Consider the following 17518-nt stretch of genomic DNA (forward strand, 5'->3'; position numbering starts at 1 on the left):
GGGATATGAAAAAACTTATTTTAACCACAGTTGTATTGAGCGGGTTAATTTTAGCTGGCTGTCAAAACAATAATGACAAAAATAATAACAATGCAAGTAGCGAAAGTACGACGGTAACCTCAAGTGTAGCAACAAGTGAAAATCAAACTTCAAGTAGCAAAGTAGAATCAACGGTTACTGATAAAAATGGAATTATCATGCCGAAAAATGAATTGTTTGAAGAAACGTTAACTAAATTTAAATCTGCCCATACAGAAGCGATTATTACCAACTTTAAATGGGAGGCGCAAGGGCCAACCGGTCAAGTTGAGATTGAAGGCGAAGACAGTAGCCAAGAATACAACATGATTTTTGATCATAGTGGCAAACTAATCGGCGATACCAGCAAAGTTAACGATGATAAAAACTGGCAAGAAGATGAAGTGAAAACCGATGCGGTGCTGACTTTGACAGATGCAATCAAAAAAGCACAAGAGCAAGCGGATGGATCAATTACTTCTGCTGAATTGGAAAAAGATGATGGTGTGACCAAATGGGAACTAAAGATATTACACACCAATCAAGAAATTGAAATTACACTGGATGCACAAGGTGGCAAGGTTTTAAGTAAAGAAATAGATGATTAAAACCTAAGACTGTGACTATTTGTTGCAGTCTTTTTTTTTATTTTGAGAAAAGTACAAAATTTTTTTACAGTAAGAATAACGGGACCTAATCAAAAATACGAAAAAATTTGCGCGATTTTTCTAAAGGATAAGCTGTGGCATAATTTTTTTGTGCCAGAGACCTTTCGTCAATTTTTTCTAGGTGTAAAATCTTTGGAAAACAGCATTTAGACTAAATTGTCATGATTTTTGCAAATATTTGTTATAATACGTAAAAAAGGGGGGAGTCCGTTGGCAGAAATGCGAAAAAAACGCCTGATGCAAGTAGAAAATCAAGTAGTATTGCCTTTAAGTCAGGAGTTTTTAACCAAAAATAATTTACAGGCTGACAGTATTGTGAATGTCGATGAAGCACTATTAGCACAAGCTTTGACGGAACTTTCCAAAGAAGATATTTTAGAAGATGTCTTAGCAAAAGTGATGAACCAATATGCAGATGAAGAGGAAAAAAATGATGGAAATTAGACAAGCGCAACCAGGAGACTATCCGGCTATTTACCAGCATGTACAACAAGCTTTTAAAACAGCGCAAGTATCCGATGGGACAGAGCAAGATTTTGTTGAAGCTTTGCGTAAAAGGACAACATTCATTCCTGAATTGGAATTTGTAGCAGTTGAAGAAGGTAAAATCATTGGTCATGTTATGTTAAGTGAACAAGAGGTAAAGACTGAAGACACCCATACGCGCAACTTTTTACTGTTAGCACCATTAAGCGTTGACTTTAATTACCGCAATCAAAAAATTGGGGGAGCTTTGATGGAAACGGCATTTAAAAAAGCTGTTGCGCTAGAACGTCATGCTGTTTTTTTAGTGGGAAATCCAGATTACTACAGTCGCTATGGCTTTTCTCAAATTCAAGCTTTTGGCTTGAAAAACAAAAGCACGATACCTGATCAATTCATTTTAGGGCAAGAATTGGTTCATGGTGTTTTGGCTGATATCAACGGAGAATTGGAAATTAAAGAATAAGGAGTGGTTACAATGCCCAAAACACGAATTGAGGCATTTACCGATGCGGTTATTGCGATTGTAATGACCATTTTGGTTTTAGAATTACATGAACCAAACGGCAGTACCTGGCGTGCTTTTGCTGGGGTGGAACATCAATTTGCGATTTATTTAATTAGCTTTGTTTCTTTAGCAGTTTATTGGAATAATCATCATCATTTATTTAATATCGTCAAAAAAGTTGATGGCTGGGTCTTGTGGGCGAATAATTTATTTATCCTCATGATGACGCTATTCCCGTTTGCGACAGCTTGGATTGGGGATTATCCGACTGAGTTAGCGCCGCAATTGTTGTATGGCTTGGTTATTTTCGGCACGGATCTGGCGTATTGCCTGCTAGGATTTGCCTTAGTGCGGGTGAATGGTAAAAATTCAGAAGTCGGAAAACTTTTTGCCCATTATCCAAAGATCAAAATCACATTGGTCATGAACATCATCGCCTTATTAGCGGGCTGGTTAATTCATCCTGTCAGCGTTTTAGTGGTAAATGCGTTGATGTTGGTGATGTGGTTTATTCCTGAAAAGAAAATTGAAGAGTTGAGTCATTTAAACGAAAGAAAGTGATGAGATGTTTGAAACCTTTGCACAGTTAAATTTGCATGTCACGGAGATGCCAGTGGAGCTGGAAGATAATTCTCCTGTTTATCGGGGGTTTCTAAGAGAACTGCCCCAAATTGTCGGTGAAGGACATTCCCGGCAAGAATTGTACCGGCAATTGGCTGAAGGGTATGCAGCATATCGGCAAAGTTTGGTTGAAGAAAGTCGCGAAGAAGCGCAAACCACGTCATTATTAAGCGCCGAACAACTGTTAAAATATTATGACGGGGAAACTTTTGACGGTTTTTCTATCGATACGAAGGCGTAATGCTAGTAAAAAATGTAAAATATACGCACTAGCTTTATCCAGCAGCTTTTTTACCCTAAAAAGTAAGCTGTCCTCTTGACCCGGCTAGAAAAAGTCAGTACAATGACTTTTGTGAATATTTTCAAATCGTACAGATAACACGTTTTTGACGTGTCGAGAGAGAGGCGGTTTCTATTTCGGTAGAAACTGCTTCTCTTTTTTTGGGCTTAAGGGTGACTTTTTGTAAAGCTAACAGCGCATAAATGCTCTGCGTGTAAATTTGAAAGCCAACCTTCCTCAGATAGCTCAAGTTTTTGTACTTATTGGAGAATTAGGAGGAATTTGATGGAGAAAAAAATTCACTTGTTATTAGCTGTTTTGGCAACTGGGATGATGTCTTTTGCCGGCGTTTTAATTGAAACGGCGATGAATGTCACCTTTCCAACTTTAATTAGCGAGTTTGGGATTACTACGGGTCAAGTACAATGGGTAACGACGATTTATTTGTTGATTATTGCAATTATTGTGCCCTTTTCAACTTATTTATTGAAAAACTTTCAAATCCGCACGTTGTTTTTGGCGTCCAATATTTTATTTATTGCAGGACTTTTGATTGATTTTTGGTCGCCAAGTTTTCTAGTATTACTGGCTGGACGCCTATTACAAGGTATTAGTACGGGGATTGCGTTACCGCTAATGTTTCATATTATTTTAACCTATACGCCAATTGAAAAGCGAGGTGCAATGATTGGCATTGGAAATTTAACTACTTCCATTGCACCTGCAATTGGGCCGACTTATGGCGGTGTGTTAACTTCAGCTTTAAGCTGGCATTATATTTTCTTATTTTTAGTGCCGGTCTTATTGCTTTCTCTAATTTTAGGATTATATGCGATTCCGGCAATGGCAATCAAAAAAGGTGGCAAGTTGGATCTTTTCAGCATGGCAGGAATTATTTTGATGTTCACGGGCTTTTTATTGTTCTTAAATCAACTGGGCTCATTATTCAGTATCATTCCGCTTATCGTGGGACTTTTAGGCTTAGCTTTGTTTTATCACCGAGCTACAACGGTTAAAGAGCCGCTAATTCGTTTAACTGTTTTAAAAAATAAAGGCTTTCGTTTATTTTTATTAGGCTTTTTGGTTTGTCAATTTCTACTGTTGGGAATTTCTTTTGTCTTACCCAATTTTGTCCAAATTGTAATGGGCAAAGATGCTTTTGTAGCTGGACTTGTGATGTTGCCAGGAGCTGCTGTGGGGGCTGTTTTAGCACCTATTTCTGGACGAGTATTGGATAATTATGGGGCTAAAAAGCCAATTCTATTTGGTCTAACCTTGGTGACAATTGGCTGGTTGGCCTTGACGCTTTTGTTACGCACACCAATTTTACTGGGCTTTGTGGCAGCTCATGTATTTTATATGATTGGCATTGGTTTTTCTTATAGCAATATGATGACAACTGGCATGAGCCAAATTGAAACAGAAATGTTTGCAGATGGGAATGCGATTTTCAACACACTGCAACAATTTTCCGGTGCTGTTGCCACCGCAATTGTGGCAACGATTATTAATTTAGCGCAAAAAAGTCAATCAGATTACCAAGCTGGGACTATTTTAGGTTCGCAGCTATCATTGATTTTTCTATTTGTTTTAGTTGTTTTCGTCTTTATCGGCTGTCTACGCTACTTTAAAGCTACGGCGAAATAAAAAAACTGGGCACAAACTCGTCGGCCAAAATATTGGCGCAGCTTGTGTCCAGTTTTCATTTTTTTAAGACGATAAGTCAAAATTTCAAGAAATTTGAAAAACAATTTATTGTAATCCTGCCTTATTGCTGGCGAGTAAAGCGCGTACAAAAAGCTTTTCTTTATTCCGGCATAATCAATTGATCGATTTTTTTTAAGACGACAGCTAGGGCGTGGGTAACTTTTGAACGGGATAGAATATAAACCGTTAAAAGAGCGCCGCCAACTAAAAGTAAGCCATGTAACAAAGGCTTCTGAATAAATTCGCCTAATTGAACGACCGGAGCAATCAGATAAATGTGCAGCAGATAAATTGCTAAAGTATTTTGGCCCCAAACCGTATAAAAATGCCGCTTTTCGGTTGCCATTACTAAAAAAGCAAAAACAAAAGCAAAGCCTAACGCATAAAGACACATGTCAGCTAGGATATTTTGCCAGAGGGGGATTTCAAATAAGTCATAAGCACGATCACCCCATAAAATTTCTGGAGGCAGTTGGGCTTTTACCCAAATAAAAGCAGTCACCAGTCCTAAAATTACTACTAGTAATCCTAATACGCGTGAAAAAGGGAAACGCCGTAGTTTTTCAATCATTTTCCGGTCGGTATAATAACCGGCCAAAAAGAATGGGAGAAAACCTAGCGTACGAGCCATGGCCATGTAAGTACCAAACTCTGTTAATAAACCGGAAAAAATACCGACGATAAAACTAAAAAGTAAAACATGGCGTACTTTGATTAAATCAGGTAAGAGCAGTCGCCAAATGAACATACAATACAAGTACCACAGCGTCCAGCCGGGATTTAAAATAGTAATCGTTTCAATTTTACCCATTAATAACAAGATGATACTTAAAATAAAGTTCAAAATAAGATAGGGAATCAAAAAAGTTTTGACCGCGCTTTTGCGCCCCTTTTGTACCCGTTTGGAAAAATAACCGGAGATAAAAATGAAAACCGGCATATGGAACAAGTAAATAAAAACGTAGAAGAACTCTGCTGTTTGGTTGTTTAACCGAAAGTATTCCAAAGCGTGACCTAAAATCACCAAAAAAATTAAGACACCTCTTAAATTATCAAAAAGCAGTTCTCGTTGTTTTGAAATAATGGACACCTCCTAGTCCGTCAGTTATGCTAGAGATAACACTATTGTACCACTTTTTCAAGGAGGGATGAGATGCGTTATTCGGCAAAATTTGTCAAACAGGTTTTTAAAGTAATTCAAATGAAAAAATTAGTGGGGATGTCCATGGTGGCACCGCCAAAGCGCCGCAATATCAATATCCGACAGTTAGAAAACAGCGACTTGCCGCAAAAGCGCAGTGAAATTAGTGGTCGTGAGCTGATTACATTATTTCCACCCCATGTGACCAATAAGCATGTGCTTTATTTACACGGTGGCGGCTATGCATTAGAAGCATCGCCTTTTCATAAACAAATTCAAGAACGTTTTGTTACACGTTTTAATTTAAAAGTAAGCTATTTTGACTATCCGCTGGCACCAGAAGCGACAGCTGTCCAAACCCTAGCGGCAACAAAGGAAGCTTTTTATCACCTGCGTTACTTATATCCAGATGATGCGTTTTATATCTTTGGAGATTCTGCTGGGGGCGGTTTATCAATGAGTTTAGCGCAGCATTTACGGGATGAAGCAGCTGCAAAACGGCCGCAAAAATTAGCGCTGGCTTCCCCTTGGTTAGACGTTTCCGTGAGCGATCCCCGCTCTAGTGCACTAGAAGAAAAAGATGTCTTGTTGGAAAAAGATCTGCTAACTAAAGCAGGGGCGACGTATGCGGGGAATTTAGCTGTCGATGATCCGTTAGTCTCACCGATTTACGGGACGTTTGAAAACTTAGGGGAGCTTTTAGTCATTAGTGGAACAGATGAAATATTGTATCCTGATGTTTTGCGCTTAAAAGAAAAAGTTGCAAATGTTGATGGGACAACGTTAAGTTTAGTCATTGTTCCAGAGATGATGCATGATTTTGTGGTTTATCCTTTGAAAGAATCGTTGCAGTATGTTGATGAAATGGGCGAGTTTTTTGCAGAAGATAAATGAAAAAAGCTAGCCAGACGACCTTTAACTCTTAAAATAAAAACTGCCGCAAGGAATTTTACAGTTTTCCTTGCGGCAGTTTTAACTTTGTTCTCTATGAAAAAGCCATTTTGCAAATTTAGCGCTTATGGTTTAGGGCAGAAGGATTTCCTTTAGCCTTTTTTAATAGTTTGATCAGGCTCTTTTTGGCAGCATTTTTTTCATTAAGTCAAATTGAGCAGCCAATTGTTCGTGGGTAATTCCGCCGGTAAGTGCCATGACGCTCATCCCTTCAATGACGAACATGAAATTTTCAGCAATGGCAGGAATCTTTTCATCTTGTAAAACACCCTGTGTGACCCCTAATTCTAAAATTGCCAAGATGGTATTTTTCGTTGCGGCAAGTTGTTCTTGCTGAAATTTATGATCAGCAGCCGTTTTGTGGGTGAAATAATACTCGTACATCGAGCGGAGTAGACTGTTTTCCATTTGATTTAAAAGGCGATCTTCGTGGCTTTCAAAATAGTCATTTAGTAATTCTTCAAAAGGCGGATTTTTAGTAATCGCGTGTCGAATATCATCAAATTTACGATTAGAGCGCTGTTTAATAACTTCCATAAAAATTTGATCAACCGAATCAAAGTATAAATAAATACCGCCCCGACTGATACCAGTTGCTTCGATAATATCCTTCATCGTCACATCAATTAAGCCTTTTTGGCGAAAAACTTCTCGGGCACTATTTAAAATGGCTTCTCGTTTTTGCCGTTTACGTTCGGCGTTGGATAAATTTTTCATTTTCTCACCTCAAAATTAGTGACACGCGTGTCATTTTCTTGTATAATCACTTCAATGACACTAGTGTCATTATAATTGAATTAAAAGGAGAACTCAAATGAATACGAAAAGTAAAAGTTATCGCATTGCCATTCGTGCTATTTTGACTGCTATTATTATTTTACAAGCAATGGTGCCATTTTTAGGTTTTATTCCATTGGGGATTACGAGCTTGACGATTATTCATATTACAGTCATTGTCGCAGCAATCGTTTTGGGAACCAAAGACGGGATGTTTATTGGTTTAGTGTGGGGAATTTGCACGATTATCCGGGCCTTTACTTCACCGACGACCCCTATTGATACAATGGTCTTTACCAACCCAATTGTTTCAGTTTTACCTCGGATTCTTGTTGGTTTGGTGGCGGGGGTTTTATTCCATTGGTGGTATAAGAAAAAAGGCAATTTATATGTCGCATCTATTTTAGCTGCTATTGGGGGCACGTTAACCAATACGATTTTAGTCTTAACTTTTATGGGGACGCTTTACACAGGACCGGTTGCCTCAGCTTATGGCGTTGATCCCTCAGGTTTATTAAAAGTTTTGGCGACAATCGTTGCAACAAATGGTATCAGCGAAGTGATTGGTGCGGTTATTTTAACTCCGATTTTGGTCAAAGCGATTTTTACAGCAACGCATTTAAAACCAGCGTATCATTCATAATTAATACGAAGAAAACAGCAGGATGATGGTAGTCCTGCTGTTTTTTTCTATCAGGAAAGTAAAAAAATTCAAGTACTTAAAACATAAATTGCAAAAAAATGTGACGCTATTTTGTTAAAATCACTGCTTTTTAGAAAGTTATCAATGAGATTAACGGATTTTAGGGCTGATGCTAGGATTCATGTATAAAAATTGCTATCATGAAGAAAAGCAGTCGAAAAGGAGTCGAGATGAAAAAGAAAAGTGTATTATTATTTTTACTAAAGTTGTTTGGGTTGAGTTTTGTGGGCTGGTTATTCTGGTTGTTTATATTTGCTATCTTCACTCCAGAAGAAGCACAAGAAGTTTCTGAAGTGTTAAGTAAACTTGGCTTAGTTTTAGGTTTGTGTACAGGCTTACTTATTTCCATTGGGTTAAATTACAACCAGGCAACGAAGAAGCGACAAAAAATTAAAGCGGCTAAAAGTAATATTTTAATCGTAGAAGAGCGGGAAGATTCTTTATTGGACAAGGCCAATAAAGTGGTTGAAAGATATTTGGCACATGAAAAAGAAATTCTGATAAATAAAGAGGAGCCGACTACTTTTACAGTAACGGGAGCATTGCAGTTTCAAAACTTTATTGAAAACCACCCTCAAACAAAAGCAAACGCGCATATATCGGAATTACTCAACCAAATTAAAGATTGCGAGAATACACTTGCGAATTTCAAAATTAGGTATAATTCGGATGTCGAAAGCTACAATTCCCTTATAAATAGTATCCCCCTGTCAGTATTAAAGGGTGTATTCCATTTTGAAGAAATCGCGTATTATGAGCGCGACCTTGAGTCAGTAACGTTAACCGATGAAATGTTAGATTTCTAGAAAACTTACGCTTGCATCTGCGCTATTGAAATAATGTCATTTTTTAAGGAGAAACCTATAATTTTGTTAATAAAAAGCACGAAAAGTCTAAACAGATTTTCGTGCTTTTTACGTATATTGACTTGATCAACTAGTTTTCTTCGATCATTGTTGCTTTAATACCAAAACCTGCTAAAATGCGGGCTGCCGTATAGGTGTTTAAGCCTTTGCGGAAAGTTAAGTAAACTTTTTTGTCCGTTGGAATTTCAGCGATACGTTCCCGCAACTGACTTAAAGGAATATTAGCTGTTGCTTCTACGCTACCACTTTTGGCTTTGCCGGGTTCTCTCACATCTAGGAAATAAGCATTTGCTAAATCTTCTTTGGAAATAGCTGCTACTTGGATCGTTTCGGCCACTTTGGTCACTTGGTTAATGCCCACATAACCGGCAATATTCACGACGTCACGAGAAGAAGAGTAAGGTGGTGAATAAGGGATTTCAAGATCTGGCAAATCAAAGACAGACAAGTTTCCGGTAATGGCAACAGATAGTTGACCAATCCGTTTGTCGACACCTTTTTTACCAACTGCTTGAGCGCCTAAAATTTTTCCAGTTTGTCCGTCAAAGATTAATTTCAAGTTTAATCGTTCCGCACCAGGATAGAAATAGGCGTGGTCAAACGGTGTGATAAAAATTGATTTGTAATTTGTGATACCGGCAGCTTTTAGCATATGTTCAGTTAAACCAGTATAGCTAGCAGTATAATCAAAAATTTTCGCTACACCACTACCAAGGTAACCACGATAATGAAGATCGGCACCATTGATGATGTCAGCTAATAAATGGCCTTGGCGATTAGCTGCACTAGAAAGCATACTTGGTGTTGGTAACCCAGTTACGATACTTGTTGTTTCGATAATATCGCCAATGGCATAAATGTCTTCAACATTTGTTTGCAAGCGATTATCAACTTTTACTTGCCCAGTTTTTGATAATGCGATACCAGCGGAGGCAGCTAATTCATTGTTTGGTGCCACGCCGGTTGCAAAGATGATCATATCTGTTTTTAGGGTATCGCCATTTGATAGGTGAACAGTGTGACCGTGATCACTGATTTCTGTGACCGTCGTATTTAAAACGACATTTAAGCCATGTTCAATTAAATGATCATAAATTAAATCAGCGATTTCCGTATCATACGGGAAAGCAACCTGTGGTAATTGATCAATTAACGTCACATCTAATCCACGTTCTTTAAAGTTTTCGGCTAATTCCAAGCCCATTACGCCGGCACCTAAAACTGTCACGCTTTTTGGATTTTCGTTATTCAAAAATTCCATGATTTTATCAGCATGGGTTACATTTCGTAAAATGAAACCATTTTTAGCTTCGTCGGCACCTTTAATTGGGGGAAGTGTAGGACGAGCGCCTGATGCCAAAATCAAACGATCATAATTGTCGATTTTTTGGGTATTATCAGCCAAATTTTTTACAACAACAGTTTTGTTAACCGGGTCGATGCTCGTAACTTCATGTTCAATTAAAACATCGATATTATTTTTTTCTTTTAATTGTGCGGGTGTCCGTTCAATCAAGCTATCGCGATCTTTAATAACACCGCCTAAATAATAAGGTAACGCACAACTAGCAAACGAAATATTTTCACCACGTTCATATAAAACGATTTCATGAGTTTCATTTAAACGACGTAAACGAGTGGCAAAAGAAGGTCCGCCAGCTACGCCGCCAACAACGATAATTTTCACAAGAAAACAGCTCCTTTTTTCTGACTTACTTGTATAGTAACTGTTTTTTAAAAGGGTGGCAAAGAAAAACACTTACCAAAAATAAGCGTCAAAAGCTTGCTGCAATGCACTTTATGCGCATAAAAAAACCACCAAATTTCAAAAGAAAAATGGTGGTTTTTGCACAAAATCAAACGAGCTTGAAAAGCTAACATCGTGAATTTTGTTACGAATTATAATTTGCGTTTAAAAGCATAGACAGGCATTAAGACACCAGCCACAGTCCCGATTTTTTCTTCTTGGAAAGTATAGCCTTGTCGTTGCCAAAATTCTTGTGCCCGCGGATTATTTTTCAAAATACCCAACCGAATTTCGGTGCCCCCTGCTGCTTTTATTTGTGCCATAATTTGGTCATGCACGTGTTTTCCAATTTCTTGATCCCGCATTTTGGGCGTAAGCAGCAATAGGCCAATCATCCAAGCTTTTGGCGTGGGATGATCTTTCACAAGATCAAGAACACCGATTAAACGATTTTGATTGTTAAAAATGCCGTAAAGTGTTTTATCTTCTACTTTTTTTTGAGGGGGCAAAGATGTGAGTAAATCTTGTGCTTCTTTGGCTGGATTTGATTGTCCAGTAGCCAGCGTCATATAATCACTAGCTTCTTGACAAAGTGTAGTAATAGCTGGTAAATCTTGGTTGGTTAAAATTTTTAATTTGTAATCCATGGATTATTAAACTCCTTTGGTATAGAAAAAAATAAATAATTTACTTGGAATTATGAAATAAACAATAAGCTTTATTCTAACATGGAATTCAAAAATTATAAATAACGAAGAATTTGGAAAGAGAAAATTTGAATAGGAAAAGGGACTCACTTTTTTAAGCTAGTTTTAAAACGTGTTATAGTAAGATTGTCAAAGTGCACTAATCTTACCAGTTGACAGGAGGAACATCGATGGAATCAAATGAAGTATTGCAGCAGATAAAAGGCGGATTAATCGTTTCGTGCCAAGCTTTGCCAGATGAGCCGCTGCACAGTCCTTTTATTATGAGTCGAATGGCGAAAGCCGCTTTAGCTTCAGGGGCTAAGGGAATTAGAGCCAATTCGATTGTTGATATTCAATGTATTAAAGATGCCAATGATACGGTGATAATTGGAATTATCAAAAAAGAATATGGCGATAATCCCGTCTTCATTACACCAACATTAAAAGAAGTGCGGGCATTATGCAGTATTGGTTGTGAAATTGTAGCGATGGATGGAACAACAAGAAAACGACCAAATGGCGAAAAATTAGCAGATATTGTAGCAACCATTAAAAAAGAATATCCCGAAACTTTATTAATGGCTGACTGTGCAACGCTAGAAGATGCCAAATATGCGCAGAAATTAGGCTTTGATCTAATTGCCACCACTCTTTACGGCTATACGGCTGAAACGAGTGGTAAAGATATTGCCGATGATGATTTTGCTTTGCTAGATGAGCTGTTAAAAGTAATTCAGCGACCACTTATTGTCGAAGGCAACATCGATACACCCGAAAAATTAGAACGTGTAATGAAAAAAGGCGCATATGCAACAGTTGTGGGTAGTGCGATTACCCGTCCGCAACTCATTACACAAAAATTTGTCGCAGCATTGCCAAAATAAAAAAAACTTAGAAATAGTAGCTTTTACTGTTTCTAAGTTTTTTTATCGTTTACAAAATCGCAAAAAGAGCGATCAGACTATGCAGTAGACAAAAACAGGGCTCATCCTCACAATAACTCCCACAATTTTTCTAACGCAGGCAGATAATTATCACTAGCAGGGCGTAACGCCGTAATTTCATTATGGAGCTTTATTTTAGAGATGGATATTTCTACCAGTTCCTTTTTTTCTAGTTGGTTAGCCACTAAAGAGTATGGCAATAAGCTAATGCCCATTTTCTTCTTGCTGGCGGCAATTAAGCTAGCCGAGTCAGTACTTTCCCACAGAGGATAGCAGCGTAGTCCTTTTAGCGTTAGGAAGGCTTCGAAGGTTTCTCTTACAGCTGAGCCGCGCTCTCTTAGCAGCAAGGGCTGATTTAAAAGTTCCGGCAAAGTCAGCTTGCCAGTTGCTGTGGGTAAAAAATTTGGTGCCGCCACAAAAACGAGGGGGTAGTTGGCAATTACTTTTTGCTGATACTTTTCACTGGGAACCCGCCCTTCTAAAATGGCTAAATCGACTTTTCCTGCCGCTAATTTCTTAAAGCAATCATCAGCAGGAGAAATATGCACAGTGATTTTTTGCTGCGGTAGTTGTTTTTTGAACTGCTGCAATACTTCAGGCAAGGTGATTTCACCATATGTAATGCAGGAAGCCAGCCGCAAAGGTGCGCTTTGTTCCAAATTTTGTAGTTGTATTTCGACTTGCTGAAATTTTTCGACCAACGGTGTAACAGCAGTCAGTAGCGTATTACCGGCCGCGGTTAGTTCGATTTTACGATGGAGGCGTTCAAATAAAGGGATGCCTGCTTCTGCCTCTAAATCTTTCATGGTATGGGAAATGGCAGATTGGGTCATAAAAAGTTTTGTAGCCGCCCGGGTAAAACTTTTTTCTTTTGCCACAGTATAAAAAATTAAACATTGACGATATTGCATCAAATTCACCTCATTTTGCATGAATTTTACTCATGTTATTATGCAAATAATAGCATTTCACACATGTGAAAACAAACCCTATACTTAAATAATGATAGGTAAAAATGACTGAAATTTTATGAGGTGAAAAAATGGAGAAGTTGAAATTTTACGCATGGATCTGCCGCGTGAATTTATACATTAGCGCCTTTACCTTTGGTGGCGGTTATGTTGTGGTACCCATGATTCGTAAATTTTATGTAGATGAAAAAAAATATTTTTCCCAAGACGACTTGATGGAAATGGCGGCGATTGCTCAATCTTCACCAGGTGCAATTGCGATTAATTTAAGTGTGTTAGCAGGAAAAAAAGCAGGCGGCTATGCAGGAGCGATTTTAAGTGCTGTTTGTGGCATTATTCCGCCTATTGTGATTCTCGCAGTGATTTCCAGTTTTTATGTTGCCTTTAGTCAAAATCTAATGGTAATGGCCGTCTTGCGGGGAATGCAAGCTTGTGTGGCCGCGATGATTGTGGATTTGCTCATTGATATGGTGCAGTTAATTGTGCAGGAAAAACAGCTACTACTAACCATATTAATTCCTTTTAGTTTTATCGCCAATGCCTTTTTTCAAGTCAATGTCTTAGTGATTTTGGGTATTACGGCGGTCTTGTGTTTCGCAACAGTCTACAAAAAGGGGGAGTTCTAAATGTTGGAACTATTTTGGCGCTTTTTAACCATTGGCTTTTTAAGCATCGGTGGTGGTTATGCGATTATTCCGTTAATTCAAGAACAAATTGTGACTGAGCTTCATTGGCTGTCAGAAAAAGTTTTTACCGATATTATTACGATCTCGCAAATGACGCCAGGACCTTTGGCTGTGAATACTTCAACATTTGTGGGCATGCAGCTCTTTGGTATCCCAGGGGCTGTCGTGGCCACGGTCGGCTGTATTGCCGGCGGAGTGGTTATTTCCTTAGCCTTGGCAGCCTTTTTTCAAAAAAAGCGCGAATCAAAACCTGTTCAAAGCTTACTTGCTGGTTTAAAGGCAGCTTCGGTTGGATTAATCATGTCAGCGGGGTTAACGATTTTATTGCTAACACTTTTTAATAATAGTGATTTGGCGCGTTTCAATTGGGCCAAATTGGATTGGATTGCCTTAATCTTAATGGCAATTTCACTTTTTATTATGCGAAAAACTAAAATCAATCCCATCGTACTAATGATCGCAGCCGGCATCATCGGCGGCCTTGTTTATAAGTAGAAAAGTTTTACAGAGTCGTACAACTCCCAAGCAGTAAGGGCTCATTTTAATAAATTGCTCCTCAAATTTTTTAAAATTAGAACTTAACGCCGTAGGGAGTTAGTCTGTAAAACTAGCCAAGTAGAAAAGTTTTACAGAGTCGTACAACTCCCAAGCGGTAAGGGCTCATTTTAATAAATTGTTCCTCAAATTTCTTAAAATTAGAGCTTAATGCGTAGGGAGTTCGTGCGGCTTTTCTTATATTTGGTAGTCTACCTGCAGTGAAACGGTTAAAATAATTCACCAAAGAAAACGCCTTTGAAAAAGGAAAGACTCAAAAAGATCAACATTAAAACGGTAAACTGAATCGGCACACCTTGTAAAAGTCGTGGAATGGGTGCGATTTTAAGCCGCTCTAAAATACCCGCAGAAAACATACTGACAACTAAAAAGAACAATAAGCTAAGTAAGTAGGTGTACCAAAAATCAGAAGAGCGGTCTATTTGATCTACAGGTACGAGCGCCAAATTTAAAATCAGCGGTAAAATCACAAGACAAGATTGTAACGTAGTACCTATTTTTTTCTTTGTAAACATGAGGATAACACCACTTATTAAAAAGCTCATCAAACCGACTAAAAACGGGCGCATCACTACTTCATTACTGCCATTTATTCCGACTAAGTGGTAGTAGAGCCAAAATAAACTAGCGCCGCCCAAAGCAGCAATTACAATTAAACAGGTGAGTTGAATTTGTTTTAAAAACGGAGTAGTTTCTTTTTTACCGGCTTTTGCTGGGGTTTGATTAACGACCAGTTGAAGTACTAAAATAACGGAAAAACAGGTTAAACGCAAAGGTAAAGTCATTGCTTTTGCCTCCTATCTTCTTAATTTTAACCCAAAAGGCAGTCCAGTTTGTTCGCCTAAAACACGGCGACGCAATAAGCGGTCAATAAGTGGTGTGGCACAATTCATAGTTAAAATTGCATAGCTGACTCCTTCGCTTGTCGCACCCCAAAAACGAAAGACAATAATCAAACAACCAATGCCAAAAGCATAGAGGCATTCGCCAAATTTTAAAGCAGGACTAGAAGCGTAATCGGTAGCCATAAAAATGGCACCTAATAATAATCCGCCACCAAACAGGTGCCCAGTCACTGTTTGCCACAGTGCCAAACTACCGTCGCCAGCAAAAAGCCAAGCGCCGATAGCAACAGTGATTAAAATAATGAGGGGAATGTGGAGTTGAATAATTTTTTTACGCCATAAAACCAAGCCCGCCACTAAAATCAGCAGACTACTGGTTTCGCCAATTCGACCGCCAGTCACCCCTAAGAAATTTTGCCACAATTGGGCTGGACTTAATGTTTCTGTTTTCATCTGTGCTAGTGGTGTCGCTTTGGTAAGAACATCTGGAGAGAAATTGGCAAATGGTGGGTTGGGCCAGCTGATTTTAAACATATCTTGGAAAAATAAGCCGACTAATAGTGCACGACCGCCCAATGCAGGATTTAAAAAATTATAGCCTAAGCCACCAAAAAACTCTTTTACAACAATAATGGCAAAAACAGCGCCAATCACAGGGAAATACCAAGGGGCAGAAGGGGGCAAGTTCATGGTCAATAATACAGCTGTCACAATAGCGCTCAAATCCCAAGTTAAATCTTTTTTCAAAAATTTAAACCAGATGATCTCACACAATTGGGCCGTAACAATTGCGATTAAAAACAACAGATAAATGCGCCAACCAAAGAAATAACCAGCAGTAAGCACAATTGGCAGTAAAGTAATTAAGACCCATTTCATAATTTCTCTGGTGGTGGTATCTCCGTGTAAATGAGGGGAGTCGGCCATCTTTAACGAAATTTTATTTGTTGGCATCTGCTAGCGCCTCCTTTTCTTGCTTAATTTCACCACTAGCCTGCGTAATATTGGCTGCTAAATTGCGTCTAGCCGGACAAACATACGTACAACAGCCACAGTTAATACAAGCTGTGGCCAATAATTGATCACAGGTAAATAAATCGCCACTTCGATAAGCTAGATCAATATTTTGCGGTTCTAAGCGAACAGGACAAACCGCTACGCAACGATTGCAACGAATGCACGGGGATTCAGGGTATTTACCATCGTGGGCTTCGTTAAAAACAATGATGCCGTTACTACCTTTTGTCAAAGGGAGCGCTAAATCTGTGACGCTTTTTCCCATCATGGGTCCACCGTGAATAACGCGAGAAGGTGTTCCGATAAAACCGCCACAATAGTCAATTAAGTCTTTCACTTGTGTACCAAGTGGGAAACAAATTACTTGTGGCATTTTAACATCGCCGCAAATAGTAACGTAACGATGGGTCAAGGCTTTTCTTTCATCGACACTTTCTGAAATCGCAAAAGCCGTGGCCACGTTAATCGTAAAGGCACCCGTTTCAACCGAACGACCATCTAGAGGAGACTCAGCAGCGATTAAAGTTTCCAAGAGCTGTCCCTCACCGCCTTGAGGATATTTCACTGGCAGTGGGATGACGTGGCAATTGGGGATTTTTACAGCAGCTTTTTTCATCGCTGTAATAGCTTTTGGTTTATCTTTTTCGATGCCGACTAAAATCGTTTTAGCACCTAAAATTTCTCTGGCAATTTCACCGCCGCGCAAAATTTTTCGGCTTTCTTTTTGCATTAAAAAATCGTCAGACGCGATAAACGGTTCACATTCAGCACCATTCAAAATGATCGTTTTGACATCGATATGACTAGCGGGATTTAATTTGACGTGAGTTGGAAATGTTGCACCACCAAGACCGACAATGCCGGCTGCCCGGACAGCTTTTTCAAAAGAAAAATCAGGAGAAATTAAACTTTCGGCAGTATTTTTAGACGGATCTCGTTTGATTACTGCGGCTGTTTGTGTTTTGCCACCAAGTGCAGGTACTTCGCAAACAGCGATGACTTTTCCAGTAACAGAAGTATGGACATGACCACTAATATCGGCAGAACTTTTGGCGATAATCTCTCCTTTTGTGACAAAGTCGCCGACTTTTTTGATTAATTTATTGGGAGATCCGATATGTTGATCAAAGGGGATAACGACTTTTTCAGGCTCAAAGTAGGCGACGTTGTTTTGCTTTACTTGAAATAATTCTTTTAATTTATTCGTACTGGCGTCAAAAAAGAAACCACCAGAAAATTGCTTTATTTTCATGCTTGCCCCTCCTTTTGAAAACGCTATATATTTATCGTAACATAAGGAAAAAAATCACAAAAGAAATATGGGAAAAACCAAAACGGTGA

At 38.7% G+C, this 17518-nt stretch carries 20 protein-coding genes; 12 read left to right on the forward strand and 8 right to left on the reverse strand.

All coding sequences use genetic code 11. The features are described from left to right. Positions 1-5 precede the first annotated feature (5 nt). The 6 genes from JZO76_RS06205 (at position 6) to JZO76_RS06230 (ending at position 4225) form a co-directional block, all read left to right on the forward strand. Complete coding sequence (locus JZO76_RS06205) at positions 6-626, forward strand: PepSY domain-containing protein (RefSeq protein WP_206903286.1); 621 nt, start codon at positions 6-8, stop codon at positions 624-626. 279 nt (positions 627-905) lie between these two features. Continuing rightward, positions 906-1130, forward strand: a complete 225-nt coding sequence (locus JZO76_RS06210) for a hypothetical protein (RefSeq protein WP_230711204.1) — start codon at positions 906-908, stop codon at positions 1128-1130. Next, positions 1117-1635 (forward strand): GNAT family N-acetyltransferase, encoded by a 519-nt coding sequence (locus tag JZO76_RS06215; protein ID WP_242595807.1) that lies wholly within the window; start codon positions 1117-1119, stop codon positions 1633-1635. The genes JZO76_RS06210 and JZO76_RS06215 overlap by 14 nt, the downstream gene beginning before the upstream one ends. A 12-nt stretch (positions 1636-1647) precedes the next feature. Beyond that, positions 1648-2238: a TMEM175 family protein gene (locus JZO76_RS06220; protein ID WP_206903288.1), complete on the forward strand. Its 591-nt coding sequence runs from the start codon at positions 1648-1650 to the stop codon at positions 2236-2238. Between the two features lie 4 nt (positions 2239-2242). Then, positions 2243-2539, forward strand: a complete 297-nt coding sequence (locus JZO76_RS06225; protein WP_206903289.1) for a hypothetical protein — start codon at positions 2243-2245, stop codon at positions 2537-2539. 321 nt (positions 2540-2860) lie between these two features. Continuing rightward, the gene (locus tag JZO76_RS06230; RefSeq protein ID WP_206903290.1) at positions 2861-4225 is read left to right on the forward strand and encodes an MFS transporter; all 1365 of its coding nucleotides are present in this window, start codon (positions 2861-2863) and stop codon (positions 4223-4225) included. Between the two features lie 160 nt (positions 4226-4385). On the opposite strand, the gene JZO76_RS06235 is transcribed toward JZO76_RS06230, so the two are convergent. Then, on the reverse strand, positions 4386-5375 hold the full coding sequence (locus JZO76_RS06235) for an acyltransferase family protein (protein ID WP_206903291.1): 990 nt from the start codon (positions 5373-5375) through the stop codon (positions 4386-4388). Positions 5376-5438: 63 nt separating this feature from the next. Between JZO76_RS06235 and JZO76_RS06240 the strand changes: the two genes are divergently transcribed. Next, entirely contained in the window at positions 5439-6320 is an 882-nt protein-coding gene (locus tag JZO76_RS06240) for an alpha/beta hydrolase fold domain-containing protein (RefSeq protein ID WP_206903292.1), read from the forward strand. Between the two features lie 171 nt (positions 6321-6491). Here the strand turns inward: JZO76_RS06240 and JZO76_RS06245 are convergent, their stop codons facing one another. Then, positions 6492-7094, reverse strand: a complete 603-nt coding sequence (locus tag JZO76_RS06245; RefSeq protein ID WP_206903293.1) for a TetR/AcrR family transcriptional regulator — start codon at positions 7092-7094, stop codon at positions 6492-6494. A 97-nt stretch (positions 7095-7191) separates the two neighbouring features. On the opposite strand from JZO76_RS06245, the gene JZO76_RS06250 reads away from it, so the two are divergent. Further along, positions 7192-7797 (forward strand): ECF transporter S component, encoded by a 606-nt coding sequence (locus JZO76_RS06250; protein WP_206903294.1) that lies wholly within the window; start codon positions 7192-7194, stop codon positions 7795-7797. 230 nt (positions 7798-8027) lie between these two features. After that, on the forward strand, positions 8028-8663 hold the full coding sequence (locus JZO76_RS06255; protein WP_206903295.1) for a LemA family protein: 636 nt from the start codon (positions 8028-8030) through the stop codon (positions 8661-8663). Positions 8664-8793: 130 nt separating this feature from the next. Here the strand turns inward: JZO76_RS06255 and JZO76_RS06260 are convergent, their stop codons facing one another. Next, complete coding sequence (locus JZO76_RS06260; protein ID WP_206903296.1) at positions 8794-10410, reverse strand: FAD-dependent oxidoreductase; 1617 nt, start codon at positions 10408-10410, stop codon at positions 8794-8796. A gap of 212 nt (positions 10411-10622) precedes the next feature. Then, entirely contained in the window at positions 10623-11117 is a 495-nt protein-coding gene (locus JZO76_RS06265) for a GNAT family N-acetyltransferase (RefSeq protein WP_206903297.1), read from the reverse strand. A 230-nt stretch (positions 11118-11347) separates the two neighbouring features. Here JZO76_RS06265 and JZO76_RS06270 point away from each other — a divergent pair, with 230 nt between their 5' ends. Further along, a complete protein-coding gene (locus tag JZO76_RS06270) occupies positions 11348-12043 on the forward strand; it encodes an N-acetylmannosamine-6-phosphate 2-epimerase (protein ID WP_206903298.1) in 696 nt (231 codons plus the stop codon). A gap of 107 nt (positions 12044-12150) precedes the next feature. Here the strand turns inward: JZO76_RS06270 and JZO76_RS06275 are convergent, their stop codons facing one another. Then, on the reverse strand, positions 12151-13014 hold the full coding sequence (locus tag JZO76_RS06275) for a LysR family transcriptional regulator (RefSeq protein ID WP_206903299.1): 864 nt from the start codon (positions 13012-13014) through the stop codon (positions 12151-12153). 131 nt (positions 13015-13145) lie between these two features. Between JZO76_RS06275 and JZO76_RS06280 the strand changes: the two genes are divergently transcribed. Together JZO76_RS06280 and JZO76_RS06285 are read left to right on the forward strand one after the other, a co-directional pair. Continuing rightward, the gene (locus JZO76_RS06280) at positions 13146-13700 is read left to right on the forward strand and encodes a chromate transporter (protein ID WP_206903300.1); all 555 of its coding nucleotides are present in this window, start codon (positions 13146-13148) and stop codon (positions 13698-13700) included. After that, complete coding sequence (locus JZO76_RS06285; protein ID WP_206903301.1) at positions 13701-14255, forward strand: chromate transporter; 555 nt, start codon at positions 13701-13703, stop codon at positions 14253-14255. It abuts the gene before it with no gap. 269 nt (positions 14256-14524) lie between these two features. Here the strand turns inward: JZO76_RS06285 and JZO76_RS06290 are convergent, their stop codons facing one another. From JZO76_RS06290 to rsxC, 3 genes are read right to left on the reverse strand one after another with little or no spacing between them, the layout of a single operon-like run. Beyond that, the gene (locus JZO76_RS06290) at positions 14525-15100 is read right to left on the reverse strand and encodes a hypothetical protein (RefSeq protein WP_206903302.1); all 576 of its coding nucleotides are present in this window, start codon (positions 15098-15100) and stop codon (positions 14525-14527) included. Positions 15101-15112: 12 nt separating this feature from the next. Then, positions 15113-16114 (reverse strand): RnfABCDGE type electron transport complex subunit D, encoded by a 1002-nt coding sequence (locus JZO76_RS06295; protein ID WP_206903303.1) that lies wholly within the window; start codon positions 16112-16114, stop codon positions 15113-15115. Further along, on the reverse strand, positions 16101-17429 hold the full coding sequence (rsxC, locus tag JZO76_RS06300) for an electron transport complex subunit RsxC (RefSeq protein WP_206903304.1): 1329 nt from the start codon (positions 17427-17429) through the stop codon (positions 16101-16103). The genes JZO76_RS06295 and rsxC overlap by 14 nt, the downstream gene beginning before the upstream one ends. Positions 17430-17518 lie beyond the last annotated feature (89 nt).

Source organism: Candidatus Enterococcus myersii (assembly GCF_017316025.1).
Classification (GTDB): Bacteria; Bacillota; Bacilli; order Lactobacillales; family Enterococcaceae; genus Enterococcus_C; species Enterococcus_C montenegrensis.